At 58.7% G+C, this 24173-nt stretch carries 23 protein-coding genes; 7 read left to right on the top strand and 16 right to left on the bottom strand.

Annotated features, from left to right (window positions below):
* Nucleotides 1-258: 258 nt before the first annotated feature.
* The 4 genes from ACIOU6_RS12030 to ACIOU6_RS12015 form a co-directional block, all read right to left on the bottom strand.
* A complete protein-coding gene (locus ACIOU6_RS12030; protein WP_401136440.1) occupies nt 259-2127 on the bottom strand; it encodes a hypothetical protein in 1869 nt (622 codons plus the stop codon).
* Nucleotides 2128-2178: 51 nt separating this feature from the next.
* A complete protein-coding gene (locus ACIOU6_RS12025) occupies nt 2179-3963 on the bottom strand; it encodes a hypothetical protein (protein ID WP_401136437.1) in 1785 nt (594 codons plus the stop codon).
* 224 nt (nt 3964-4187) lie between these two features.
* Complete coding sequence (locus tag ACIOU6_RS12020) at nt 4188-4583, bottom strand: YbaN family protein (RefSeq protein WP_401136434.1); 396 nt, start codon at nt 4581-4583, stop codon at nt 4188-4190.
* 10 nt (nt 4584-4593) lie between these two features.
* A complete protein-coding gene (locus ACIOU6_RS12015; protein WP_221732040.1) occupies nt 4594-5181 on the bottom strand; it encodes a YecA family protein in 588 nt (195 codons plus the stop codon).
* 265 nt (nt 5182-5446) lie between these two features.
* Between ACIOU6_RS12015 and recQ the strand changes: the two genes are divergently transcribed.
* From recQ to ACIOU6_RS12000, 3 genes are all read left to right on the top strand, one after another.
* Nucleotides 5447-7576 carry a DNA helicase RecQ gene (gene recQ / locus ACIOU6_RS12010; protein ID WP_401136431.1) on the top strand — a complete coding sequence of 710 codons (2130 nt, stop codon included), beginning with the start codon at nt 5447-5449 and terminating at the stop codon, nt 7574-7576.
* 134 nt (nt 7577-7710) lie between these two features.
* Entirely contained in the window at nt 7711-8145 is a 435-nt protein-coding gene (locus ACIOU6_RS12005) for a MarR family transcriptional regulator (RefSeq protein WP_221732038.1), read from the top strand.
* A 127-nt stretch (nt 8146-8272) separates the two neighbouring features.
* On the top strand, nt 8273-10039 hold the full coding sequence (locus tag ACIOU6_RS12000) for a FimV/HubP family polar landmark protein (RefSeq protein ID WP_401136428.1): 1767 nt from the start codon (nt 8273-8275) through the stop codon (nt 10037-10039).
* Between the two features lie 146 nt (nt 10040-10185).
* Here ACIOU6_RS12000 and ACIOU6_RS11995 read toward each other — a convergent pair whose 3' ends face one another.
* On the bottom strand, nt 10186-12387 hold the full coding sequence (locus ACIOU6_RS11995; RefSeq protein WP_221732036.1) for a patatin-like phospholipase family protein: 2202 nt from the start codon (nt 12385-12387) through the stop codon (nt 10186-10188).
* 70 nt (nt 12388-12457) lie between these two features.
* Here ACIOU6_RS11995 and ACIOU6_RS11990 point away from each other — a divergent pair, with 70 nt between their 5' ends.
* The gene (locus ACIOU6_RS11990; RefSeq protein WP_093442622.1) at nt 12458-12745 is read left to right on the top strand and encodes a SelT/SelW/SelH family protein; all 288 of its coding nucleotides are present in this window, start codon (nt 12458-12460) and stop codon (nt 12743-12745) included.
* Here ACIOU6_RS11990 and ACIOU6_RS11985 read toward each other — a convergent pair.
* Nucleotides 12739-13632, bottom strand: a complete 894-nt coding sequence (locus tag ACIOU6_RS11985) for a DMT family transporter (protein WP_221732035.1) — start codon at nt 13630-13632, stop codon at nt 12739-12741. The genes ACIOU6_RS11990 and ACIOU6_RS11985 overlap by 7 nt on opposite strands.
* A gap of 72 nt (nt 13633-13704) precedes the next feature.
* Nucleotides 13705-14469: an AraC family transcriptional regulator gene (locus ACIOU6_RS11980; RefSeq protein ID WP_221732034.1), complete on the bottom strand. Its 765-nt coding sequence runs from the start codon at nt 14467-14469 to the stop codon at nt 13705-13707.
* A 132-nt stretch (nt 14470-14601) separates the two neighbouring features.
* On the opposite strand from ACIOU6_RS11980, the gene ACIOU6_RS11975 reads away from it, so the two are divergent.
* Complete coding sequence (locus ACIOU6_RS11975) at nt 14602-15417, top strand: UDP-2,3-diacylglucosamine diphosphatase (RefSeq protein WP_047600027.1); 816 nt, start codon at nt 14602-14604, stop codon at nt 15415-15417.
* Between the two features lie 119 nt (nt 15418-15536).
* Here ACIOU6_RS11975 and ACIOU6_RS11970 read toward each other — a convergent pair whose 3' ends face one another.
* Both ACIOU6_RS11970 and ACIOU6_RS11965 read right to left on the bottom strand, forming a co-directional pair.
* Nucleotides 15537-16127: an HD domain-containing protein gene (locus ACIOU6_RS11970; protein WP_401136422.1), complete on the bottom strand. Its 591-nt coding sequence runs from the start codon at nt 16125-16127 to the stop codon at nt 15537-15539.
* Nucleotides 16128-16151: 24 nt separating this feature from the next.
* On the bottom strand, nt 16152-16463 hold the full coding sequence (locus tag ACIOU6_RS11965) for a DUF962 domain-containing protein (protein WP_221732032.1): 312 nt from the start codon (nt 16461-16463) through the stop codon (nt 16152-16154).
* Nucleotides 16464-16627: 164 nt separating this feature from the next.
* Here ACIOU6_RS11965 and ACIOU6_RS11960 point away from each other — a divergent pair, with 164 nt between their 5' ends.
* Complete coding sequence (locus ACIOU6_RS11960) at nt 16628-17689, top strand: AraC family transcriptional regulator (RefSeq protein WP_221732031.1); 1062 nt, start codon at nt 16628-16630, stop codon at nt 17687-17689.
* On the opposite strand, the gene ACIOU6_RS11955 is transcribed toward ACIOU6_RS11960, so the two are convergent.
* Entirely contained in the window at nt 17646-19100 is a 1455-nt protein-coding gene (locus tag ACIOU6_RS11955) for a TrkH family potassium uptake protein (RefSeq protein ID WP_401136418.1), read from the bottom strand. The genes ACIOU6_RS11960 and ACIOU6_RS11955 overlap by 44 nt on opposite strands.
* Before the next feature lie 121 nt (nt 19101-19221).
* Here ACIOU6_RS11955 and ACIOU6_RS11950 point away from each other — a divergent pair, with 121 nt between their 5' ends.
* Entirely contained in the window at nt 19222-19788 is a 567-nt protein-coding gene (locus tag ACIOU6_RS11950; protein WP_221732029.1) for a nitroreductase family protein, read from the top strand.
* Between the two features lie 110 nt (nt 19789-19898).
* On the opposite strand, the gene ACIOU6_RS11945 is transcribed toward ACIOU6_RS11950, so the two are convergent.
* From ACIOU6_RS11945 to ACIOU6_RS11920, 6 genes are all read right to left on the bottom strand, one after another.
* Entirely contained in the window at nt 19899-21239 is a 1341-nt protein-coding gene (locus ACIOU6_RS11945) for a sensor histidine kinase (protein ID WP_401136415.1), read from the bottom strand.
* Between the two features lie 177 nt (nt 21240-21416).
* A complete protein-coding gene (locus ACIOU6_RS11940) occupies nt 21417-21866 on the bottom strand; it encodes a Spy/CpxP family protein refolding chaperone (RefSeq protein WP_095187815.1) in 450 nt (149 codons plus the stop codon).
* 125 nt (nt 21867-21991) lie between these two features.
* Entirely contained in the window at nt 21992-22669 is a 678-nt protein-coding gene (locus ACIOU6_RS11935; protein WP_016771129.1) for a response regulator transcription factor, read from the bottom strand.
* A 7-nt stretch (nt 22670-22676) separates the two neighbouring features.
* On the bottom strand, nt 22677-23087 hold the full coding sequence (locus tag ACIOU6_RS11930) for a translation initiation factor 2 (RefSeq protein WP_221732027.1): 411 nt from the start codon (nt 23085-23087) through the stop codon (nt 22677-22679).
* Nucleotides 23088-23198: 111 nt separating this feature from the next.
* Nucleotides 23199-23498 (bottom strand): YciI family protein, encoded by a 300-nt coding sequence (locus ACIOU6_RS11925; RefSeq protein ID WP_025110562.1) that lies wholly within the window; start codon nt 23496-23498, stop codon nt 23199-23201.
* Nucleotide 23499: 1 nt separating this feature from the next.
* Nucleotides 23500-24096, bottom strand: coding sequence for a septation protein A (locus ACIOU6_RS11920; RefSeq protein ID WP_221732026.1), 597 nt, complete (start codon nt 24094-24096; stop codon nt 23500-23502).
* Nucleotides 24097-24173 lie beyond the last annotated feature (77 nt).

Genomic DNA, 24173 nt, shown 5'->3' with positions numbered 1-24173 from the left:
CCGTTGAATAAGGCGATGGAGTGATTAGGGCGCAAAGGCGAGGATGGCGCACCTGTCAGATCTGACAGGTGCGCAAGGTGTTCCGACGAGTGGTCATGGATGGCAGCGTCAAAAACACAAGATTGCAGCCTTTTGCAGTTTCTGCAGGGATTTAGGCTCAATCCATAAAGGAGGAAAGTTTCGCCGTCAGGTATTAGTTAAAAAAGCAACGGCAAGTGCATTCATCACTCTTGCCGTTGCGAGGTGCGCTGATTTAAGTCAAGTGGACATCAAAACTCCGATGCAAGCCACCTTGCCATTGTCATTTGACCCATACACGACACCGTCAGACGGGCGAATCAACCAAGGCGCCCCCCAGGCGTGTCTATCGTTTGTCCAGTGGAAATCATTTGGATACTGCCCCGGATCTCCATGGTAGGCGTCGCGCATATTGTAATAGTCCGCGATTGCCGGAATCTTTCCGCCGGCATTATTGGCTGTAGCTTCCATGGTTGCCCAGTCGTAAAGAGTGGCTCCATAACTGGCGATATACCAGACGTTCTGAATCGTGATCGGATACGAGGCAGTCGATCCTCTGGCATCCGTCACGATTACTTTGCCAACCCCATTGCGGATGCCAATCACTTCCCCCGATATGGCGTCGACCTGAATCCTTGAGGGCGTATCCGTGCTGAAACTATAAGGTAGTACGCCGCCTTTTGCGGTACGCGTGAGGTGGGTGCCCGGGTGGGGATGGGTGACAGGTCTGTTCGTGTGTCTGACCAGATAGCCACTCAAAACCGCGTGGGATGGATCTATGAATAATGGCGGGACGATCTCTCTTGTGAAACTCCGAGAGTTGGATTGCTGATCCGTCGCGAGTGCCTTGACATATACCTCATGCCGCCCGGCATCTATCGGAAGGCTGGTAGTCCACGTACCTCTTTCATTAGCACTCACGATAATAGGTTTTTGATTTTTGTTGTCATAGACCTGGACGTCATACCTAGGCGTTACTTCTCCCGTCAGAGTGACAGAAGCATCGTAGGTTATTAGCCCTTCACCGAGTTCCCCTCCTGAGTGCCGAACAGAGGTCAGCGTTGGAAGGATGTGCGCTTTGACCGTGAATGTGCGGGCTGGAGACTCCAGATGGTCGCCATAAAGCGCTTGAGCCTTGATGGAGTATGTCGATCCGCTGTGAGGCACTGGTCCCTTGGAATCGCTCATCTCGGTAATGCTCGGTTTAGTAGCGATACCGACGGTGAATGTTCTCGGTTTGCCAATCGGTTCGTCAGCGTCGTACAGGGCCTTTATCGTAATGGTATGCAGACCCTCGGTCAGGCTGTCGGCGGGACATTCCCATGACCACATCGCATCCGTATCAGGTGTTCCCTTTGGAACATCATTGATCTTCACCTCGACTTTTTCGCCCCGGGTGGCAGTACCCCGGAACGTCACACGTTTGTCATAGGTGAACCCGGCTTCGGGAATTTCCTTACCGCGCGGATCCAGCACTTTGGTGATGACTGGAGTCACATAGTCATAGCGTGTTCGAATGATCAGTGGCAGTTTCGGTAACTCGATTGCAACTGCTTCATCCGTGCTGCCGTCGAAGATTACTTTGCATTTCACCGTGGCGGGGGAGCTGTGTAGCAGTTTGACTAGCTCGCTTTTGAGCAATGTTTCTTCAAGCCCGTAGAGAGCTTGTTGATCGGTAATCGGGTGGTTTTTCAGCACCTCGATAATGTAATTGCCAGTGCTGGTGCTACCTTCGAGGCTGATAGAAGCGAACTGGCCTTTAGCAATAAATGGCCAGGGCTCGACCAGAACGTCTGCATCGCCGATAAACTCCATGAGATCCAGAACGCCGTTGTCGGCTTGCGGGACTTCGGGCCGCGGAAGGTCTTTATCAGGATCCTGGAAATCGAGAACATTGAGAGGCAGTTCGTCCGACTGCGTCCACAGGTTATGACGCTGCACTGCGTACTTGACCGAGACGGTCCGTCGGATATTGGCACCTACCACAGAAGCCGGCAGGTGGATTGTCACTGTACCGGAGGCGTCGGCAGGCTTTTCAAGGTCTTCAGAGGTTCCCGCGCCCGGCGTTCCTATCCACAACAGGCGCAGCGGATCCAGTTTTTCATCCATGGTGTCGTAGCTGCACTCGATGTCGACCCCGTTGAGTGCATCGATCGGATTCTAGCTTGCGCCGGTGGTCTTAGTAACCGTCGGAGGCAGGAGTCGGCCTAGCGGTACTCCGATCATTACAATGAACGGCGCCGAATAGCTGTATTTTCCCGTAGCAGCGTGCAGTAGGGTGTATAGCACTGTGACTGGGTAGCCAATGTTGGTCGTGACGTATTCGGCGTCCACGCGAAAGCGCGCTGTTCTATCTCCGTTCAATACGGTTATCGGTATGCTGCCTCGGGTGGACCCATACGCAGTGACGCCGATCCAGTGATAGGTCAGGGTGTCGCCCTTGACCCAGTTGACCGGTTTTACCAACACATGGGCCTGGGTATAAACCTGCGTTGGATCGATCACGCCATCCTTGGCTTCTTCCACATCGGGCGCTGGCAGTGTTGCGCGCAACTCGCCAATTTCGACCCTTAGAGAGTCCGACTCGCTGATGCCATAGCGGTCGGCTTCTTCGTTGTACACCCGGTAATAGAGTTTGAGGCTGCCGTTGGCCAACTCAAGAATGTGTTCACTCTGCACGTATATATAGGTGAGGCCCGCTAGCTGATCATCATTACTGATGTCGTGCTGTTCTTCATGCACATAGGGTGTGCCGTCAGATTTCCTGCCTTCCCAGATCAGGTTGATGGTGTCCCCAACGGCAATGGACGGGTAAGCAATGCGTACGGTCGCTCCTTTGCTATCGACCGGCAAAATGGCCCCGAGCACTTCGTTGATCGTCGGCGCTGGTAGCTGTGCCGGGTTGCCGATTACATCGACGAAGGCGCGTTCGGAGTAAAGCGGTGGGGGCCCATCTGTTTTGTGCAGCGCGTAGGAGCCGTCGAGCGTGCCCATTGCGAACAGGCTCACGAACTCGTAGGGGATCGGGAACTTGAGGATATAAGGCGGATTGCCAACGGTCACATCTACGGTGAGCGTGCGTGACGCTGTTTCCGGGGGGCCGATGCCGATGATCTTGATCGCGATCCTGTCGCCCGCAGAGAACTCGTCATTGTTCTTGACCTGGATCATGAGGTTGGTGGCTTGATGATCCAGTCGGTCGAGATGCAGTTCGCCATCGTCGTGGTCTTCGAAAATGGCTTCATCTAGCCGGGCTGCACCGGCATCTACTAGAACGGTCGTTTGTTTTGACCACTTCTCGCAGTAGTTCCAGACTTCGTCATGTATCTGGTAACTGATTGGCAGCGCGGAACTATCGCCAGCAGTCAGAATGTCTCCAGGTAAAGCAGTGATTACAATCTGCGCAGAGCCATCAACCTCGGCTTGTGTCACTACATGGGGCTCCAGAAAAATTCCGCCCCAACGAACCCATATGACATCTCGCACCGTGATGCCCGGATACGTCTTGATGGTCATCGGTACGCCTTTGGCCGACCACTCCCTGGTCACGCCATTGTTGATGACATCCTCAGGCAGGCCGACGATATCCAACGCCGAGTGCCAGGGAAGATGCTGCTCGCGATCATCGCCTGCGGGCCTGTCGAGCTTGACCCGCAATGTCAATACGACAGACGGATCATCGGGAAGCGTTTGTCCCGCTCGAGTCAGCTCGTAATGGTACTGCGCATAGCCGGGGACGATTTCGGTGGTCGGCAGAAAGAAGAACAATCGTTCATTGACCTCTTCGCGCTTTACCTTCAATACGTGGACTTTCTCCGTTTTCCAGAAAATCTCTATCAGATCGTCTTCATTCATACCGGGGTACGGGTCGATGACGCTGAACATCCCTTCCTCCACCACGGCAATGTTGATACCGCCGTCGGCATTGAAGATCGAGCGAATCATGCCCGCTACGTATATGGGTGAGAGTTCAGACGTTGGGACAGAAAGGTCACCGCGGGCAGGAAACAGAAAAAGTCGGAAGGAGGTCATGAGCGTTCACTTGAGCAAGAAAACGGGTTGTTCCGTTTTAGGCCCATTTATTGCTCATTGACTACTGTCAAATCCGACAGGTGAATGCCATTTTCGGACGAGTGGTGTTGCGCCTGCTTACAGAGAAGTCGCAGTCATCAGGGTTTGCTCAGTGTTTTCTGCCGCAAGATGTAAACCGTCACCAACACGGCACTGGTCAGCATGAACCCACGCGCCCACACCAACGGCACCAGATAGCAGGAAAACAGAATGCTCGCCCACATCAGCCCGATTGCGTAGACCTTGCCTTTGAGCGGAATGCCGTTGCCATCGAGATAGTCACGTATCCATGGGCCAAGGCGCGGGTGTTCTACCAGCCAACGATAGAAACGCGGAGAGCTGCGGGCGAAACACGCCGCCGCGAGCAGGAGAAAAGGGGTGGTAGGCAGGACAGGCAGGAAAATCCCGATCACCCCCAATGCCACGCTGAGCCAGCCGATGGCCAGCAAGATGTAGCGCAACATCAGGGGGCGGTTGCCTATGGGGTTGTCCATAGGCCGGATCTTAGTGGTGACGTGGCTTGAGGATCGCCGGTTTTTCGTCGGGTGCCTGGCACAGCAGGTACAGCGCAGTCAGGGCTTCCGGGATCTGCACGATCATGTCGTCCATCAGGTTGGCGTCCTTGGCGATGTCTTCGAACTCTGGCTGTTCGTCGAACAGGCCCGAACCGACCATGATCGGCAGGAGCATTTCGCTGACTTCTTCTTCGGCGGTTTCGAACCAGGCCGCTTCACGCATGAACACGCCTTCCATGAAACCGATGCACCAGCCGCGCAGTTCGGAATCGTCCGGCTCTTCGCCCAGATCCAGTTCGCAGGGCAGTTCGAACTCTTCGTCGGACGCCAGTTGACGGGCGATGTGCGCCTTGAGGCCGATCAGGGTGGCTTCGATTTCTTCGCGCTGGGCGTCGCTGCTGTAATGCGGCTCTTCGGCGAACAGGGCGTCGATCCATTCACGCTCCGACACTTCTTCGGAGCAGATCGACAGCGCGGTCAGGTAACCGTGGGCGGCCACGTAATCCAGCGCCTCGTCGTGCAGCTCGTCGGCGTCGAGGAAGACTTGCAGGCGGGTCAGTTGCTCAGCGAAGGACATTACGTTGCTACCTTGGGGAATCAATAATGCGGGAATTCTAGGCCTTCTTGCGCGCTCAAGCCAGCCGCAAGGCAGATTTGCCCTAATTGGCGGAGTCTTATCAGCGGCGCCCTGTGCGAGGGAGTGCTCGGGTATACTGCCGCGTTTTGCGATCCCTGTCCGTATTGCGGCCGTCATGCAACGAGCCCTTACGTTTTGTTTAAGCAGCTCTGGCTGTCTTGAACCAGCCTGCGCAGGGATGTTTCGGTAGATTTTTGGAGTTTTTATGCTCGAACAGGCTCAACGCGTCCTCAAGGACATCTTCGGCTACGACAGTTTCCGTGGCCGTCAGGGTGCAATCATTGAGCGCGTGGCCAGCGGCGGTGATGCGCTGGTGCTGATGCCTACCGGTGGCGGCAAGTCCTTGTGCTTCCAGGTGCCCGCGCTGTTGCGCGATGGCCTGGCGGTGGTGGTCTCGCCGCTGATCGCCTTGATGGACGATCAGGTCGCCACCCTTGACGAACTGGGTGTGGCCGCCGCTGCGCTGAACTCCACCTTGAACGCCGAGCAGCAGCGTGATCTGGCGGCGCGTATCAAGCGCGGCGAAGTGAAGATGTTGTACCTGGCGCCCGAGCGTCTGGTGCAGCCGCGCATGTTGTCGTTCTTGCAAGGCTTGAATATTGCCCTGTTCGCCATCGACGAAGCCCACTGTGTATCGCAATGGGGCCACGACTTTCGCCCGGAATACCTGCAACTGGGCCAACTGGCGCAAATGTTTCCCGATGTGCCGCGCATCGCGCTGACCGCCACCGCCGACAAACGCACCCGCGAAGAAATCGTCACTCGCCTGCATTTGCAGAACGCCGAGCGCTTTCTGTCGAGCTTCGACCGACCGAACATCTTTTACCGCATCGTGCCCAAGGAGCAGCCGCGCAAGCAGTTGCTGGCGTTCCTGGCCGAGCGGCGCAGCGACGCCGGCATTGTCTATTGCCTGTCGCGCAAGAAGGTCGAGGAGGTCGCGGCATTTTTGAGCGAGCAGGGCTTCCCGGCGCTGCCGTATCACGCCGGCCTGCCCAACGAACTGCGTGCGTTCAATCAGAAGCGCTTCCTCAATGAGGAGGGGTTGATCATGGTCGCCACCGTGGCGTTCGGCATGGGCATCGACAAGCCCAACGTACGTTTCGTTGCCCACCTCGATCTGCCGAAATCCCTTGAGGCTTACTACCAGGAAACCGGTCGCGGCGGTCGTGACGGCCTGCCAGCGGATGCGTGGATGGCCTACGGTCTGCAAGACGTGGTAATGCTCAAGCAGATGCTGCAAAACTCCGAAGGCGATGAGCGCCACAAGCGTCTTGAGCAGCACAAGCTCGACGCGATGCTCTCGCTTTGCGAAGAAACCCGCTGCCGGCGTCAAACCCTGCTGGCGTATTTCGATGAAGACATGCCGCAGCCTTGCGGTCATTGCGACAACTGTGTCGACGGTGTGCAGACCTGGGATGCCACTGAGCCTGCGCGTCAGGCGTTGTCGGCAATTTTTCGCACTGGCCAGCGTTATGGCGTGGGTCATCTGGTCGATGTGTTGCTGGGCAAGGACAACGAAAAAATCCGTAGCTTCGGCCATCAGCATCTGTCGGTCTACGGCGTCGGCAAGGCGCTGAGCGAAAGTGAATGGCGCTCGTTGTTCCGGCAATTGGTGGCGCGTGGTCTGGCCGATGTCGACCACGAAGGCTATGGCGGTCTGCGTCTGAACGACAGTTGCCGACCGCTGCTCAAGGGCGAAGTCACCCTGGAGCTGCGCCGCGACCTGAAACCGCAAGTCACCGCCAAAACCGTCAGCAAGAGCCCGGCCAGCCAACTGGTGCGCGGCGAAGAGCGCGAGCAGTGGGAAGCCCTGCGCGCCCTGCGGCGCAAACTGGCCGAAGAGCATGGTGTGCCGCCGTACGTCATTTTTCCCGACTCGACACTGTTGGAAATGCTGCGCAGCCAACCCACTTCGCTGGCGGAAATGGCCCGGGTCAGTGGTGTCGGTGCACGCAAACTGGAACGTTACGGCGAGGCCTTCCTCGAAGTGCTCGGCGGCGAGGTCGAGGCGCCGAAAGCGGTGGCCGACGTGCGCCACGAACTGATCACTCTGGCCCGCGCCGGCATGACGCCGATGCAGATTGCCGGTCAGTTGCAGTGCTCGGAAAAGAACGTGTACGCCATGCTGGCCGAGGCCATTGGCAAGCAACAGTTGTCGCTGGAGCAGGCGCTGGACTTGCCCGAAGATCTGATGGGCGAAGTGCAGGATGCGTTCCTTGACGGTGAGGGCGAGTTGCCGTCGGTCGCCGAGATCTCCGAGTTGTTTGCCGGTCGCGTACCGGAAGGCGTCCTTTACTGCGTGCGGGCTGCGCTGCAATCTGAGTTTGAAATGTAAGACGGCGATTACGCCAAGCGCCATACAGTTGTAACGATTCAGTTCAGAGCGCCACTTGCCTATAGCTGCAGCTCATGCTTAGCTGACTAATAATTAGTTTTTCTCTATTACTTCAGTCTAATCATGAGTGTTTTATGCCGTTAACCGATCAACACCGCTTTGGCATGCAACTGGCCCAGATGTCTCGTGGCTGGCGTGCCGAACTGGACCGCCGGCTGGCGGGCCTCGGTCTGTCTCAGGCGCGCTGGCTGGTGCTGCTGCATCTGGCGCGCTTCGACGATGCCCCGACCCAACGTGAGCTGGCGCAAAGCGTGGGCGTCGAAGGGCCGACCCTCGCACGCTTGCTCGATAGTCTGGAAAGCCAGGGGCTGGTGCAACGCCAGTCCGTGATGGAAGACCGCCGAGCGAAAAAAATTGTCCTCTGCGCACCGGCCCTGCCGTTGATCGAACAAATCGAAACCATTGCCACCCAACTGCGTCACGAATTGTTCGAAGGCGTCGACGAGGCGGATTTGAAGGTGTGCATGCGCGTGCACGGTCATATTCTGGCCAACCTGGAAAAGTCTTGAGGCATAACCTCGTGCCGTTTTTTTGAGAGATCGCGCTGAGCAGACTATAAGAACTACTGGGCAATATCGTGTTCGTACCGGATGTGCGAACGCATAGAAGTCGGTTTTGCTTATTTAAGGGATGCTCATGCTCGCAAGTTGGCACATGGTACTGCGCGTTTGCGCCAAAGGGCTTTTGGTCGCAGGCGTGTTCGGCTACTCGACCTGGTCGCTGGCCTTGGGGCTGGGTGATATCATCGTTCATTCAGCCCTCAATCAGCCGCTCAAGGCGGATATCGCCTTGGTTGATGTCGGCGGTCTGACCCAGAGCGATCTCTCAGTGAGTCTGGCCTCGGCAGACGAATTCGGTCGCGCTGGGGTTGAGCGGGTGTTCTTTCTCAACAACCTCAAGTTCACGCCGATCCTGCATGGCAACCGCCAGATGATCCGTGTGACCTCCAGCAAACCCGTCAACGAGCCGTTTCTGGATTTTCTGGTACAGCTCAATCAGCCCAATGGCCGCTTGCTGCGCGAGTACACGGTGCTGATCGATCCGCCGGGCTCGCCCGGTATTGTCCCGGCCACTGATGAGCCGGATCCGCGCGCGCAATCCTCTGCATTTCCCACTGTCGAACCGGTTACCGCACCGACGCAGGCAGCCCAGGGCAAGCGTGAAAGTGCGCCTGTGCCAGCAACGGCAACGGCGCCGGTCAACGATGCACTGGCCGAGCAACTGGCGGCGAGCGTGCTGCAGAACCAGCAGTCGCAAAAGACCATCGACGAATTGAACGCCAGACTGCAAACACAAGATGTGCAAATTGCCGAAGGCAAGAAGCAGATCAGTGATCTGCAAACCCGCATGGCCGAGCTGCAAAAGGCCCCGCCAGCACCTGTCGTGTCCCCGGCTCCGGTTGCTGCACCGGTCGAGTCAACAGATGACGGTTTGAACTGGCCATTGCTGGGAGGGCTGCTGCTATTGCTGGGGGCATTGGCTGTGTTGTTCATTCTGCGTCGAAGACAGCAACAGGGACAGGGCGATGTGGCGCTGCCGCTGGTGCCTCTGGCGCCGTTGAGCAATGAGTTTGTTCAGGACGCACCCGCAAACACTGAACCTTTCAGGGCTCATGTCTCTGCCGAGCATCGTAATGAGCCAGCTGCGGATAATGTGCTGGAGGCGGTGGGCATTTACCTGGCCTATGGCCGACTCGGCGAAGCAGTTGGACTGTTGCGCGACGCTTTGCACAAGGAGCCGGATCGCATCGATCTCAGTTTGCAATTGCTGGAAGTGCTGGGGCAGCAGGGCGATAGTGCCGCGTACGAGCAGCACGAAAGCAATTTGCGCGAGCTAGGCCTTGACGCTCGACAATTGCAGGATGTCCGTGCCCGCTATCCGGCGCTGGAGAGCCCTGCGCCGGTCTCTGCAGCCGCCCCGTTGGTTGCCAGCGCCGCGCCCGAACCAGCAGTGCTGGAGGATGATTTCCAATTGAATCTGGATCAGTTGTCGATGGATTCCAGTTGGGATCTCGAGGACACCCGTTCGGTGCCGCCGCCATCCACCAGCAAATCTGCATTCGGCTCCAGCCTGCAAGTGTTGCCGCAGGATTTCGAGTTGCCAGAGACTGAAACCGCCGAGGAAGCGGAGCTTGAGTGGATTCCCGAGTCGGACGCGCAGCCGCTGGACGATGACTTTCTCGATGAGTTTGGCGATCCAGAGCCGTCACCGGCACTGGAACCACTGGATTTGCACATGTCGGAGCCCGTCGAGGCAGCCAGTGCCGGGAAACTCGAACAGGCGCAGACCTGCATCGATGACGGTGACATTGACAGTGCGATCGCGTTGCTCAGCGAGTTGCTCAAGGACGGGGATGAACCGTTGAAACAAACGGCCCGGACGTTGTTGGCGGGGATTCGTTGATCTGAGACCAAGTGTGTTGATGGGGTGATTGTTTTGACGCCTTCGCGAGCAAGCCCGCTTTCCACATTGGGCTCGTGTTCACAAAACCAGTGTGGGAGCGGCTTGTTCGCGAAGTCGGTCCTTCAGGCGCCATCAATCTTTGAGAATCAGAACGTCTGCCCCAGATTCAAATACACCGCCTGCTCATTCGCATCATTCAATCCATAACTGAAATTCAACGGTCCCAGCGGCGTATCGAAACCGATGAACACGCTTGCCGCATTGATGTAGCCACTGTCGAATTCGTTGTCGTTGTTCCATGCCCGTCCGCGTTCAAGCGAAGCCCCGGCATACAGCGGGAAGTCCAGCGGCAGATACGAGCGCGGTGTCAGCCGGCGGTAATACACCGCCCGCATCAGACTCACGTTCTGCCCGGAAATCGAGTCCTCGCGGAAGCCCGACAATTGCCGCGCCCCACCGAGCAGGAAGCTCGACGTCACGACGTTGGTGTCGTCGAGGGTGCGGCCATAGCGACCTCCCAGAATCAGCGTATCCGGCCCGCGGCTCATGGCTTTGTCGAGTTTGAATTCCCACTGCCGGTAACGCGTATCCGAGCCCAGGCTCGGTTCGAATTGCAGCAGCGTCAGGCTGACGTCCTTGCCCTCATGGGGGTAGTAAACGTTGTCCAGCGAGTCATAGGAATACTTGAGCGAATAGAAGCCCTCGTTGAAACTTTCACTCGGCAGGTCCTGATCGCCAATGCGCACGTCGGCCTTGCCCCAGGCCTCGCCGACGCCGAAACGCACTTCACCGTTGTTGCCAATCTGTCGACCGACGTTCAGGGCCATACCGTAGCGCTCGACGCGGTACTGGGCGATCGGATCATTGTCGAGCACCGCATCGACGTTCTGTGCTTCGAACACCACCGAGGGGGCGATGAAGTAGCGCGAGCCGACGTCCAGTGGCTGATAGAACTCGCTGTACAGTTCCTGTTTATCGCCGAACTGCGCGCGGGTCAGCCATTCGGCGCCGAGGCGGTTGATACCGTTGATGCGATAACTGGCACCGAGGTTGAAGGCGCTGTCGCCGCGCATGTCGTCCGACAGGTTCAGGCCGACCCTGAGGTAATCGGTGCCGCTGCGTTTGCCACGGGCGCTGATCACCAAGGTGTGATCCTGGCCCTTGTGTACCACGCGGTATTGCACTTGCTCGAAGTAGTCGAGGCCGTACAAGGTGCCCATGTCCGAATGCAATCGCCCCAGATCCAGAGGCTCGCCGATGTGTTGGCGGATGTAGTAGCGGATCACATCGTCGTCGACTTTCGAGTTGTTCTCGACTTTGATCGCGGTGATGATCGGCGTGCGTTGACCCGGCGAGCGTGCGGCGTTGAGTTCGGCGTCCTGCGGTTCGTTGGGTTTGAGCACGGCAAGGCGCGCGTCGAGAATTCTGGTCGCGCGGTAGCCAGCGTCGATCATCTCTTGGGCTTTGCCGAAATCAGTGACGCCAAACGCAGCCAACGCAGGCTGGATCAGCACATCTGAAGGTTTAAGCACTGCCAGTTGCTCTTCCGAGTTGCGTCGGGTCATCAGGGTGATCGACTGGTTGAGTACGTCGACCACGGTGTTCAGTTGCTTGCGGTTGCGCAGCGGCGTACCGATGTCGACCACGATCGCCACGTCGACCCCCATTTCCCGTGCCACATCGAGCGGGATATTGTCAGTCATACCGCCGTCCACCAGCAGACGACCATCCAGTTCGACCGGTGCGAACACGGCCGGGATCGACATGCTGGCGCGGATCACCTGAGGCAGGTGGCCTTTGCGGAACACTACTTTTTCACCATTGGCGATGTCGGTGGCCACGGCGCGGAACGGGATCGGCAGTTTGTCGAAGTCGCGGGTATCGCTGGTGTGGGCCAACAGGCTTTCCAGCAGCAGCGACAGATTCTGGCCCTGAATCACGCCCAAGGGCAGACCGAGGCTGCCGTCGTCGCGGAAACTGAGTTTCTGTTTCACCAGAAAATCTCGGTCATCCTGTTTTCGCCGGAACGGCACATCTTCCCGGGGTGGCGCATCGGAGAGTGCCTGCTGCCAGTCGATCTGCAGCGCGAGTTTTTCCAGCTCATCAATCTTGTAGCCAGAGGCGTATAGCCCGCCGACCACCGCGCCCATGCTGGTGCCGGCAATCGCATCGATCTTGATGCCTTGCTCTTCAAGTGCCTTGAGCACGCCGATATGCGCGAGACCGCGAGCGGCGCCGCCGGACAGCACCAGGCCGACTTTTGGCCGTGGTGACTCACTGGCATGGACGCTGGCGAGGACGAACAGGGGCAGGAAACCAAGCAGCAGGCAGAACAGCAGACGGCGCATTGTGAGTCTCTGGGCAAGCAATAAAGCCGTCTATTATAGCGGCGCCCTCGTCTCAGGAGTTTCAACGAACATGACTGTCGCAAAAGCAGAAGTTGTCATCACCTATTGCACCCAATGCCAATGGCTTCTGCGCGCCGCGTGGCTGGCGCAAGAGTTGCTCAGCACCTTCGGCGATGATCTGGGCAAAGTGTCATTGGTGCCTGGCACCGGCGGGGTGTTTCACATCACTTGCGACGGCGTGCAGATCTGGGAGCGCAAGGCGGACGGCGGTTTCCCCGAAGCCAAGGTGCTGAAGCAACGGGTTCGCGATCAGATTGATCCTGACCGCGACCTCGGCCACAACGACCGTACTCAGTGAGAGGCAGCCTCGGCGGCCACGGTTTTTTTGTCGGCATGGCCGGACATGCGAGCAGACACCACGATAGCCACGATGATTAGCGCGCCGCCGATGAGCATGCGTAGCGTCGGGTTTTCATTGAACAGCAGCCAGGCCATGGTGATGCCGTAAACCGGTTCCATCGCAAATACCACAGCCGCCGTGCGCGCCTTGATCACCGCCAGACTGGCGACGAACAGGCTGTGGGCGACACCGGTGCAGAACACCCCGAGCAGAGCGATCCATAGCCAGTCCAGCGCGCTGACTTCGCTCAGTTGCGGTGCCGCGACCGGCAGCAAACACAGTGCCACCACCACGTTCTGACACAGCGCCGCTTGCACCGCCGGGATACGCCCGGAGCTGGCCCGGTTGGTCAGCGACAGCAGGGAAAACAACAGCCCCGATAAGACCGCCCAAAGCAAACCGGTGGTTGCACCGCTCGCCAGATCGAACGCTGGGGTCACGAGCACCAAACCAATGCTGACCAGCACCACTAACACTATTTCATTGGCGCGGATGCGTTCGCGGAAGATCAGTCCCTCAAGAATCACCGTAAATGCCGGAAAACTCGCGAAGCCCAACGTGGCGATCGCAACGCCGGCGACTTTTACGGCGATGAAAAAACTCACCCAGTGCCCGGCCAGCAACACGCCGCTAAGAGCGAGACGGCGCCAGTCGACGGCTTGAAGTTTCTGCCAGCCACTCTGGCTGGCGAAGCGGGCGAAAAACGCCAAGGCGAGCACGGCGAAAGCAGCACGTCCGAAGACGATAACGGCGGGCGATGCGGCGGCAAGCTTGCCGAACACGCCGGTCAGGCCGAACATCAAAGCACCAATATGCAGAGCGCCGAGGGCGGTACGCGGAGTCATTGCAATCCTTGATCCAAACACAAATTCATTGACCTATTGAACCGTGTCTCGGCCAACAAGTCTGTCGGCAAACTAGCGTCTTTTGTTGTAGGAGTCGCGCCGCAGTTGGCCGGGAGATGAGCCGAACTCTCGCAGGACGACGGCCGAGAAAGCACTCTGCGAGCTGTAGCCGACGCGACTGGCGATTTCGCCGATGGGCAGTCCCGTGTCACGCAGCATCTGCACTGCCAGGTGCAGTCGACGACTGCGGATGTAATCCATCGGCGTCTGCCCGCATTCGGCCATGAAGCGTGCATGCAGGCGTGCGCTGGACAACCCGGCGACCCGCGCCAGATCGGCGACTTGAAGTGGGTAGGCGGCGTATTGCTCGATGTGTCTGTCGAGCGCCGCATAAGGCAGGCGGCGGGCTCTGAGTTCGGCGGGTTGCGCGTGATTCAGGCTGGCCAGCAGCAACACCGCGCCTTGCTGAGCGATCAGTGGATCGCTGACCGGACTGCTGGCCAGCCAACTGACCAGTTGGCTCTGCCCCGAATCCAGCGATAATCGCGCAGTCTGGTCGAGCAAACGGCGACTGGCGTCGGCATGTTCCCCTAGCGAATCGGTCAGCCATTGCCCGTCAGGAATGTCCATCACCAGACAACGACTGCCGCCCGGACTGTCGCAGGCGTGGTGGGCACCAGACGGGACCACCACAAAACTTTGCTGACGCACTTGGCTGCCGCAGCCCTCGACCTCGAAATCCAGCGCGCCGGACAACCCGAAGACCAATTGAGCGTGGTCGTGGCTGTGGACGATCAGGTCGCGGGTGTACTGACGCAGGGTGAGGATCGGACGCATGGCAGGTCTCCGGGCAGGGCGTCAGTCTACACCGTCGCATTCGGGGTGCGCTGTCACAGGACTGACTCGCGCCTGTCATGGTCGATTAACCGGACGGGCGCACTCTGGCGAAAACATCGCAGAGGGTTGCCCATGACCAGCGCCGAGCTCGCCAAACCCAGCCGTAAACAACGGGTACGAACCCTGTGGATTTCCGACGTGCATCTAGGCACGCGCGATTGCCAGGCCGAGCACTTGTCGCAATTTCTCAAGGGCTACCATGCCGACAAGATTTACCTGGTCGGCGACATCATCGACGGCTGGAAGCTGCGCGGCGGTATGTACTGGCCACAGGCGCACACCAACGTGATCCGCCGCCTGCTGACCATGAGCAAACGCGGCACGGAAGTGATCTACGTCACCGGTAACCACGATGAGTTCTTGCGCCGCTATTCGAAGCTGATTCTGGGCAACATTCAGTTGGTCGATGAGGCGGTGCATGTCACGGCCGATGGTCGGCATTTGCTGGTGATTCACGGTGACCAGTTCGATGTGATTACCCGTTACCACCGCTGGCTGGCCTTTCTCGGCGACTCTGCCTACGAATTCACCCTGACGCTCAATCGCTGGCTCAATCACTGGCGCGCCCGGTATGGCTACGGTTACTGGTCGCTATCGGCGTATCTGAAACACAAGGTGAAGACGGCGGTGAGTTTCATCAGTGACTTTGAAGAAGCGATCGCCCATGAATGTGTCAAACGCGAGTTGCATGGCGTGGTCTGTGGGCACATTCACCATGCCGAGATCCGTAAGGTGGGGGAGGTGGATTACCTCAATTGCGGCGATTGGGTGGAGTCGTGCACGGCGCTGATCGAGCACTGGGATGGCACGATCGAGTTGTATCGATTGGCGGATGCGCAGGCGCGAGAGGCGCAGCTCAAGGCTGCAAAAGTTGCCGAATTGGCCTGAACGACAGAGAACCACCTGGGAGCGAGCTTGCTCGCGAAGGCAACACATCAGGCAACGTAGAGTCGTCTGACACTGCGCATTCGCCAGCCAGCTCGCTCCCACACTGGTTTGTGGTGTTCTCAGGCTGGGGCGTGTTCTTGCATCGCGGCCTTGTAAATCGAGTGCTTCGGCTCGGCGAACAATCGCTCCATCATCGGTTCGAAGAAGCTGAGCGGCAGGGTTTCATAGGCTGGGTCAAATGCCGCCGCATCGTACTTGGCGCAGAATTCGGCGGTTGCCTGAAACTGCGGATGCTCCTTGAACTGCTCGCGCAAGTGTCGATCCATGCCCAAGTGATGAAAGAAGTAGTACCCCTGAAACACCCCGTGCTTCTCGACCATCCACAGGTTTTCGGCACTGACGAACGGCTTGAGGATCGCTGCCGCAATGTCCGGATGGTTGTAAGAGCCGAGGGTGTCACCGATGTCATGTAACAACGCGCACACCACGTATTCCTCGTCACGTCCGTCACGAAAAGCGCGGGTCGCGGTTTGCAGCGAGTGCGTCAGGCGATCCACCGGAAAACCGCCGAAGTCACCTTCGAGCAATTTCAGGTGCGTCATGATCCGTGACGGCAACTGTCTGGCGTAGGCACTGAAATCTGCAGCGATGACCGCCCAGTCTTCCTGCTTGCCGTCCTTCATATGGGTGAAGCGCGCGTTGTTGTTCATCGGCCATCCTCACTGTTTCTTTTTTCAGAACGCCACGCGCCCCAGAATCATGTCGCGGTACATGACAAAGTCGCCAAGCAAGCTGTAGAACGGATGTTGAAACGTCGCCGGGCGGTTCTTTTCGAAGAAGAAATGCCCGGCCCAGGCAAAGCTGTATCCGGCCAGCGGCAGGGCCAGCAACAGTAGCCATGCACCTTTGGCGATGGTCAGCGCGAGAATAAAAATCACCAGTGTCGTGCCGATGAAATGCAGGCGACGACAGGTGCTGTTGTTGTGTTCGCTGAGGTAGTACGGATAGAACTCGGCGAAACTGTTGAAATGTTTGATGTTTTCCACGACCGCGATCTCTGTGTTTATTGTTCTGGCGACGAGTTGTTCTGCGGGAAGCCTATTTGAGTCTAGAGTGATCATGGAGGTGGGCCAGTGACAATCGGCGCCACTTTAGTATCCTTCGCAAATAGGGCCGTAACAGGCGGCCCATCATGTAAAAGAATAACGCCATGAGCGAACGAACGACTTCTGCAAGCTGGGCGATGGGGATTGTCAAAGCATTGGAGATGGACGGCCTGGATTGCCGGGTTCTGTTCAAGCAATTGGGGCTCGATTACACCGCCCTGGATGATCCGGATGCGCGCTTCCCGCAAGACTCCATGACCCGACTCTGGCAACGGGCAGTCGAGCTGTCCGGTAACCCGGCGATCGGCCTGAACATGGGCAAAGTGGTGCGGCCGGCCTCATTTCATGTCGCCGGTTATGCGCTGATGTCGAGTAATACCCTGGCCGAAGGTTTTCAGCGATTGGTGCGTTATCAGCGCATCATCGCCGAAAGTGCCGACCTGAGTTTTCGTTTGCTTGAAGAAGGTTATGCGCTGATTCTGACCGTGCACGGCGATCATCTGCCGCCGACCCGGCAAAGCGCCGAAGCTTCGCTGGCCTGTGCGTTGGCCCTGTGTGGCTGGCTGACCGGGCGCACGCTGCACCCGGTCAAAGTGCTGGTGCAGGGCGATCAACCGGCTGATCTGCAGCCCTACAAACAAGCCTTCCATGCGCCGCTGATGTTCAACGCGCCTTACGACGCGTTGATCTTCGAACGTGCCGACATGGAATCGCCGTTGCCCACCGCCAACGAGGCGATGGCGCTGTTGCATGACCGGTTTGCCGGAGAGTACCTGGCGCGGTTTTCCGAAAGTCGCGTGACCCACAAGGCCCGCCAGGTGCTCTGCCGTTTGCTGCCTCAGGGCGAACCCAAGCGCGATACCGTCGCACAGACCTTGCACTTGTCGCAGCGCACTTTGCAGCGTCGGTTGCAGGAGGAGGGCACGAGTTTTCAGCAATTGCTCGACGACACACGCCGCGAACTGGCCGAACAGTATCTGGCGCAACCGAGCATGACCTTGTTGGAAATCGCCTATCTGTTGGGTTTCGCCGATCCGAGCAACTTCTTCCGCGCGTTCCGCCGCTGGTTCGACACCACGCCCGGCGATTATCGGGCGCGGCTGTTGCAGGCGCCGAATGCGGTCAGTGACGCCAAAAGGCCGGAATACACAGCACAAACACCGTAATGATTTCCAGTCGGCCAAGCAGCATGCCGAACGAAAGAATCCACTTGGCCGCATCCGGCAAAGTCGCAAAGTTGCCCGCCGGGCCGATGGTTTCGCCAAGGCCCGGGCCAACGCCGGACACGGTACTGGCCGCGCCGGTCAACGCTGTCATCCAGTCGACACCGAGCAGCGATAGCATCAGGGCGATCACGCAGATGGTGATGGCGAAGAAGAACGAAAAGGTCAGAATCGAACGCACGATTTCTTCGTCGAGGCGGTGACCGTTGTACTTCTGCTTGATCACTGCGCGCGGGTGAATCAACTGGTTAAGGTTGGCCTTGAGCAGAATGTAGGCGACCTGGAAACGGAAAATCTTGATCCCGCCCGCCGTCGACCCGGAACAACCGCCGACAAAACCCAGATAGAAAAACAGCATCAGCGAGAAGTTGCCCCACAGGCTGTAGTCGCCAAGGGCAAAACCGGTGGTGGTCACCACCGACGTCACGTTCAGCGCCACATGGCGCAATGCGTCGAGCCAGTGCAGGTTGGTGGTCCACCAGTACCAGGTCGCGAGCACAAGCCAGGTCACCAGCAACATGCCGAGCAAACCTTGCACCTGCTGATCCTTGATCAGTGCCCGGCGGTTGCCGCGCAATGTCGCCACATATAGGGTGAACGGCAGACTGCCGAGGATCATGATCACCACCACGACCCAATGAACGGCGGGTTGCGTCCATTTCGCCAAGGATTGATCGGAGGTCGAGAACCCACCTGTCGAGATCGCCGACATGGCATGGTTGATCGCATCGAAAGGGCTCATACCGGCCCACCATAACGCCAGGCTGCCGAGAACGGTGATGCCGACGTAGGCGGCCACGATCAACCGCGCCACCATGTGCGAGCGGGGCATGACCTTTTCCGAGCGGTCCGAGGATTCGGTCTGGAACAGCCGCATGCCACCGATGCGTAGCAGCGGCAGAATCGCTACCGCCATACCAATGAAGCCGATACCGCCGAGCCAGTGCAGCAGCGAGCGCCATATCAGGATGCCGGGAGACATGGTGTCCAGGCCGCTAAGCACGGTCGCGCCGGTGGCGGTGATGCCGGACATGCTTTCGAAAAACGAGTCGGTATAGCTGATGTGCTGCGTCAGCAGAAACGGCAGCGCAGCGAAGATGCACACCACCAGCCAACTGCTGACGGTCAGCAGGTACATGTCCCTTGGACGCAGATGAATGTGTTCCGGCCTGCCGGGAATTACCAGCGCAAGGCCGGCGACGAAGGTGATCATGCTCGCCCAGAGGAACGATGGCAGGTCGCTGGTGCGTTCGAAAATCATCAGGGTGGCCATGGGCACGACCATGGCAACGGCCAGCGTGATCAGGAAGATGCCGATGATGAAACCAATGATCCGTAAGGTCGGCAACGCCATGAAGTCCGCTCGGGCTGTAGTGTGAAGGGCGCCATTCTACCTGCGGGGCAGGGCATGTAAACCGGCATCCCGATGGCAGATGAAGCTAGAATAGCCGCACATTTTTTTCAGGAGGTGGCCGATGCAGGCTCTCGACGCTTTGCTCAACCGTGTTTCCGTTCCACGACTGGTCGAACCGGCCCCGACTGCGCAGCAGCGAGAAGCCCTGTTTGGCGCCGCTCTGCGTGCACCGGATCACGGGCACTTGCAGCCGTATCGCTTTCTGACGGTCGAAGGCGCGGCGCGCGAGCAGATGGGCGAATTGCTGGCCGAGGCTGCGCGAATGCAGGAAGGCGAAGTCACTGACGCGATGATCGACAAGGCGCGCAATGGCCCGCTGCGTGCGCCGCTGGTGGTTGTGGTGATCGCGAAGTTGCAGGCGCACATCAAGTATCCCAAGGCCGAGCAGATGCTGGCGGCGGGGTGCGCGGCTCACGGGATTTTGCTGGCGGCGTACGCGCAAGGGATTGGTGCGGTGTGGCGTACGGGCGATCTGGCGTATTCGAAACACGTCGCCCAAGGCCTGGGTCTGGCTGAGGGGGAGGAGGTGATTGCGTTCCTGTACCTTGGCACACCGCAGAAAGAGCCGCGCGTGGCTGAGAAGGTAGATCTGGCGCAGTTCGTCAGCGCCTGGCCGGGCAATGTCTGACATCCCGAAAGCCAATGTGGGAGAGGGCTTGCTCGCGAAAGCGGTGTGTCATTCAACATCGTTGTTGAATGACCTGACGCCTTCGCGAGCAAGCCCGCCCACCGTTTTGATCAGGGTTGCACCACGGCTCCCGGCACCAACGGCAATTCCAGACTGGCAATAAACCCGCCCTCAGGATGGTTGGCCAGGGTCAGACTCCCGCCATGACGCTCCGCTGCACGTTTGGCAATCGCCAACCCTAATCCATGTCCCGCCGCCGTCTGCCCCGGCGCTCGATAAAACGGCTCACCCAATTGAGTTAAATGCTCGGCCTGCACCCCCGGCCCGTGATCACGCACACTCACCACCATCCGCTCACCCTGACGCGAGGCCTGCATCTCGATCGGCTGACCCACCGGGTTGAACCGTTGCGCGTTGCGCAGCAGGTTATCGACGGCGCGTTCGATCATGGTTGGCCAGCCTTTGATGTTGAGTTGTGGTTCGGCGTCAAGGCGTACGGTCTGCTCTGGCGAGCTGAGTTGCGCATCCTTGTACAGGGTGCCAAGCAGTGCATTCAGGTCGACGTCTTCAGCGCTGGCGTTGTCGGCATCGACCCGTGCGAGTACCAGGATTTCACTGATCAACGCTTCCAGCCGATCACACTCGCGGGTCAGGCGTGGCCAGAGTTTCTCGCGTTCCTCAGGATTGGCCCGCTCAGCCAGTGCCAGCGCAATGCGCAGCCGTGCCAGCGGTGAGCGCAGTTCGTGGGACACATCGCGCAGCAATTGGCGCTGACTGCCGATCAAGCTTTGCAGGCGCGCGCCCATGCGGTTGAAGTCAGTGGCGAGTACGCCGAACTCGTCACGACGGTTGGCCAGTTTGGCAAGGCTGTTTTGTTGATAGGTGGTCTGCCCCAAATCATGCACCGCGACGCGCAAACGGCTGAGCGGACGGGTGATGGAGAAGGTCACCAACAGGCTGAACAGGGTCAGCACTACCAACGCGATACCCAGCGCGCTCAGGGGCCAGAGCAGGCTTTCGCGGTGCCAGGCATCGAGTTCCGGGTGTGGAATGCGGTAGATGAACAGGTAGGTGTCACCGGTCTTGTCACTGGTGAATTCGTCGGTCAGACGTCGCCATGGCAGGCGCCGGTCATCGTTGTTTTGCCGGGCTTCGAAAGCGGCTGCGCGGCGGGGGAATGTGCCGCGCACCACCGGGTCGCCGGTCTCGTTCAGCACCTGAACGTCGATGTGGTACTGACGTTTGCGCTGTTCGAGGATCTTCTGGGCGGCGTCTTCGCCTTGGGCTTCGTAGCTCTGCGTCCATTCAGCGGCGAGGGTACTGAGCCCGGGATGACGACTGAGGATCCACGCGTCCTGATTGAGCATGTGCCCCAGCAGAATGGAAAGCCCGGCAACCAGTGCGATGGCCAGCCAGAAGCTCGCGAGAATACGCCAGAACAATGAACGCACAGAAAATCCTCAGAACAGACGCAATGCCCATGTGGGAGCGGGCTTGCTCGCGAATACGGTGGATCAGTCACTGAGGATGTCGACTGATACGCCTCTTTGCGAGCAAGCCCGCTCCCACATTTGAATTGAGTGGCAACAGACCCGACGGTGTTGGCCGTCGGATCGTGGGTTACTGCATTATTGCGCCTTTTGCGGCTGTTGCGCTTTCCAGGCCTTGAATTCGGCCCATTCTGCGCGACGTTCGGCCTGTTTCTTCTGGATTTCGTCGAATTTCTTCTGTTGATCCGGTTTCAACACCGCGCGGACGTCGGATTCGGCTTTCTTGTGGTTGGCCGCCATTTCGTCCTTCATGGCTTTCTGGTCAGCCGGCGAGAGTTTTTCCAGGTACTTGTCGACCACTTGCTTACGCTCGTGCATCTGCTCGCCCATGATCTTGCGGATCTGCTCGCGCTGTTCGCGGGACAGGTCGAGTTGGCTGTACGGGCCCTTGCCGTGCATGCCGTGCATCTGACCGCCGTGGCGTGGGCCATCGAGCGGCCCCCCCATCGGGCCACCGTCTTGCGGCATGGCCATGGCGACAGTTGGCAGAGCGGCAGCGAACATCAGAGCGATAAGAGTCTTGCGCATGGTGTATCTCCTTGTCTCGTTCCCGGTACGTTCCGGATGAGTTCAGATTACGGAGATCAAGGTCAGCGGCGGTCAGCGCTACGTAAAGCTTGGGTAAAGTCGCTTTCGCGCTGACCTGACAAAACCTAGAGGCTGTAGTAGTAACCGCGGCTACGCAGGGCCACGATCCGCGGGCGGCCGTCGGGGTGCGGGCCGATCTTTTTGCGCAGGTTGCTGACGTGCATGTCGAGGCTGCGGTCGTACAGGGTCAGCTTGCGGCCGAGGGCCAATTGCGCCAGTTCCTGTTTGTCCAGCGGTTCGCCGGGCTGCTTGAGCAAGGCTTCGAGCAAGCGGCTTTCGGAGACGGTAAGGGTCAGTTCTTTCTCGTCGATGCTGACCACGCCACGCACCGGGCTGAAGCTCAGGTCGCCCAGCTCAAGCTGAGTCGACACGGCGGCCGGGTGACTGCGGCGCAGCACGGCGCGCAAGCGGGCGGTCAGTTCGCGCGGGTCGCAGGGTTTGGCCAGGTAATCGTCGGCGCCCAGTTCCAGGCCGAGGATGCGATCCAGCGGCTCGCCTCTGGCCGAGAGCATCAAGACCGGCAGATCAGCGTGATCGTTGCGCAGTTGTTTGAGCAATTCCAGACCGCTGCCATCGGGCAACATCACGTCCAGCACCACCGCCGCCGGGGCGGTTTCGGCCAAGGCCTTGCGGGCGCTCTGGCCATCGTGGCAGGCACGAACCTGGAAGCCTTCCTGGCTCAGCCAACTGCTCAGGAGCTCGCACAGTTCCTGGTCATCATCAATAAGTAACAGCTCGCTCATGACTCACTCAATTTAGCCATTGCCGACGTTTTCGGCTTGCACCACTGGCAAAGATACCGCAGAGCAGGGCCAATAGCGCTACCCCCCCTCCCGTAATGAACCACTGCTGCTGCTCGGTCAGCATGCGTGGCAGTGGGCTGGCCTGGGCTTCCCTGAGTTGCAGCTTGAGGCGCTGATTCTCCTGGCGCAACCGGGCGAGCTGAGCGCTTTCACGTTCGTTGTCGGCATTTTGCAGTTGTTTGCTCAGTATTTCTCGCTGTTGCTCGCTGGCCTTGAGGCGCTGTTGCAACTCGGTGATCTGGCTGCCAGCACTTAACGATAATGGCGTGGAGCTGCCGCCTTCGGTGGTTTCCTCACCATGGGCGGGCGCCATGATCGACAACGTGACCCACATCAGACACAACGGACCCTTGCGCATCGCGACACCTGTTTCCAAATGGATATTGGGCAGGTTGTCGGCAGACGAACGAGAATAATGAGCGATTGAGAACGCGATGAACCGACAAGGTTCATCGCGTGGGGGGAAGAACTACGGGAGGACTTGCTTGAACGGCTTGACGATCACACTGGCGTAGACGCCGGCGGCGATATACGGATCGGCATCAGCCCAGGCTTGGGCGGCGCTCAGGGAGTCGAATTCGGCGACGATCAGGCTGCCGGTGAAACCCGCTGCGCCCGGATCATTGCTGTCGACTGCCGGGTGCGGGCCGGCCAATACGATACGGCCTTCGCCCTTGAGCACTTGCAGGCGCTCCAGGTGCGCAGGGCGCGCGGCCAGGCGAGCTTCAAGAGAGTTGGCGACGTCGGTGGCAATGATTGCGTAGAGCATGTCAGTCCTCGGTTTTTGGTGTTGTGGTATCGGTGTCGTGCATATGACGGGACAGGTAAATAACTTGTGCGAGCAGGAACACCAAGGTCATGCCCAGGCTGCCGAACACCTTGAAGTCCACCCAGATGCTCTGGAAGGTAAAGGCGACGAACAGGTTGGCGGCCCCGCAGAACAGGAAAAAGACGATCCATGCGATGTTCAGGCGGGTCCAGATCGGTTCCGGCAGGGTCAGCGCGTGGCCCATGATGCGTTTGATCAGCAGGCTATCACCGATGAAGTGGCTGCCGATGAAGGCGATAGCGAACAGCCAGTTGACCACCGGAGCTTTCCATTTGAGGACGGTTTCGCTGTGGAAGGCCAGGGTCAGGCTGCCGAACACGAGGCAGGCGATCAGGGTCAGCCATTGGCTCTTTTCCAGCTTGCGCTGTTTGATGAAAAGCACGCCGTATACCACCAGAGAGCTGACGATCAGCATCGCGGTGGCGCTGTAAATGCCGCCTACAGTGACTTCATGACCAGCGATGTCGACGACCCGCGGATCGAGTTTGTAAACGATGAAGAACAGCAGAAGCGGGATGAAATCGATGAATTGTTTCACAGTGAGAGCCAGAAGCTGGATGTGGCGGCATAATAACAAACATATGGGCGCGCGATAGCGCCAGCTGATTTGAGGTT

Origin of the sequence: Pseudomonas sp. NPDC087615 (genome assembly GCF_044743445.1) — a bacterium.
GTDB classification, from domain to species: domain Bacteria; phylum Pseudomonadota; class Gammaproteobacteria; order Pseudomonadales; family Pseudomonadaceae; genus Aquipseudomonas; species Aquipseudomonas baetica_A.
This window is presented reverse-complemented; position numbering and strand designations above follow the sequence as displayed.

Bases quoted from the DNA above. Each gene is read 5' to 3' on its own strand.
- ACIOU6_RS12005 (WP_221732038.1), top strand. From the start codon at position 7,711: ATGCCGTTAACCGATCAACACCGCTTTGGCATGCAACTGGCCCAGATG.
- ACIOU6_RS11975 (WP_047600027.1), top strand. From the start codon at position 14,602: ATGACCAGCGCCGAGCTCGCCAAACCCAGCCGTAAACAACGGGTACGA.
- ACIOU6_RS11950 (WP_221732029.1), top strand. From the start codon at position 19,222: ATGCAGGCTCTCGACGCTTTGCTCAACCGTGTTTCCGTTCCACGACTG.
- ACIOU6_RS11970 (WP_401136422.1), bottom strand. From the start codon at position 16,127: ATGAACAACAACGCGCGCTTCACCCATATGAAGGACGGCAAGCAGGAA.
- ACIOU6_RS12000 (WP_401136428.1), top strand. From the start codon at position 8,273: ATGCTCGCAAGTTGGCACATGGTACTGCGCGTTTGCGCCAAAGGGCTT.
- ACIOU6_RS12015 (WP_221732040.1), bottom strand. From the start codon at position 5,181: ATGTCCTTCGCTGAGCAACTGACCCGCCTGCAAGTCTTCCTCGACGCC.
- ACIOU6_RS11955 (WP_401136418.1), bottom strand. From the start codon at position 19,100: ATGGCGTTGCCGACCTTACGGATCATTGGTTTCATCATCGGCATCTTC.
- recQ (WP_401136431.1), top strand. From the start codon at position 5,447: ATGCTCGAACAGGCTCAACGCGTCCTCAAGGACATCTTCGGCTACGAC.
- ACIOU6_RS11980 (WP_221732034.1), bottom strand. From the start codon at position 14,469: ATGCGTCCGATCCTCACCCTGCGTCAGTACACCCGCGACCTGATCGTC.
- ACIOU6_RS11935 (WP_016771129.1), bottom strand. From the start codon at position 22,669: ATGAGCGAGCTGTTACTTATTGATGATGACCAGGAACTGTGCGAGCTC.
- ACIOU6_RS12020 (WP_401136434.1), bottom strand. From the start codon at position 4,583: ATGGACAACCCCATAGGCAACCGCCCCCTGATGTTGCGCTACATCTTG.
- ACIOU6_RS12030 (WP_401136440.1), bottom strand. From the start codon at position 2,127: ATGGATGAAAAACTGGATCCGCTGCGCCTGTTGTGGATAGGAACGCCG.
- ACIOU6_RS11940 (WP_095187815.1), bottom strand. From the start codon at position 21,866: ATGCGCAAGACTCTTATCGCTCTGATGTTCGCTGCCGCTCTGCCAACT.
- ACIOU6_RS11990 (WP_093442622.1), top strand. From the start codon at position 12,458: ATGACTGTCGCAAAAGCAGAAGTTGTCATCACCTATTGCACCCAATGC.
- ACIOU6_RS11985 (WP_221732035.1), bottom strand. From the start codon at position 13,632: ATGACTCCGCGTACCGCCCTCGGCGCTCTGCATATTGGTGCTTTGATG.
- ACIOU6_RS11960 (WP_221732031.1), top strand. From the start codon at position 16,628: ATGAGCGAACGAACGACTTCTGCAAGCTGGGCGATGGGGATTGTCAAA.
- ACIOU6_RS12025 (WP_401136437.1), bottom strand. From the start codon at position 3,963: ATGATTCGCTCGATCTTCAATGCCGACGGCGGTATCAACATTGCCGTG.
- ACIOU6_RS11995 (WP_221732036.1), bottom strand. From the start codon at position 12,387: ATGCGCCGTCTGCTGTTCTGCCTGCTGCTTGGTTTCCTGCCCCTGTTC.
- ACIOU6_RS11925 (WP_025110562.1), bottom strand. From the start codon at position 23,498: ATGCTCTACGCAATCATTGCCACCGACGTCGCCAACTCTCTTGAAGCT.
- ACIOU6_RS11930 (WP_221732027.1), bottom strand. From the start codon at position 23,087: ATGCGCAAGGGTCCGTTGTGTCTGATGTGGGTCACGTTGTCGATCATG.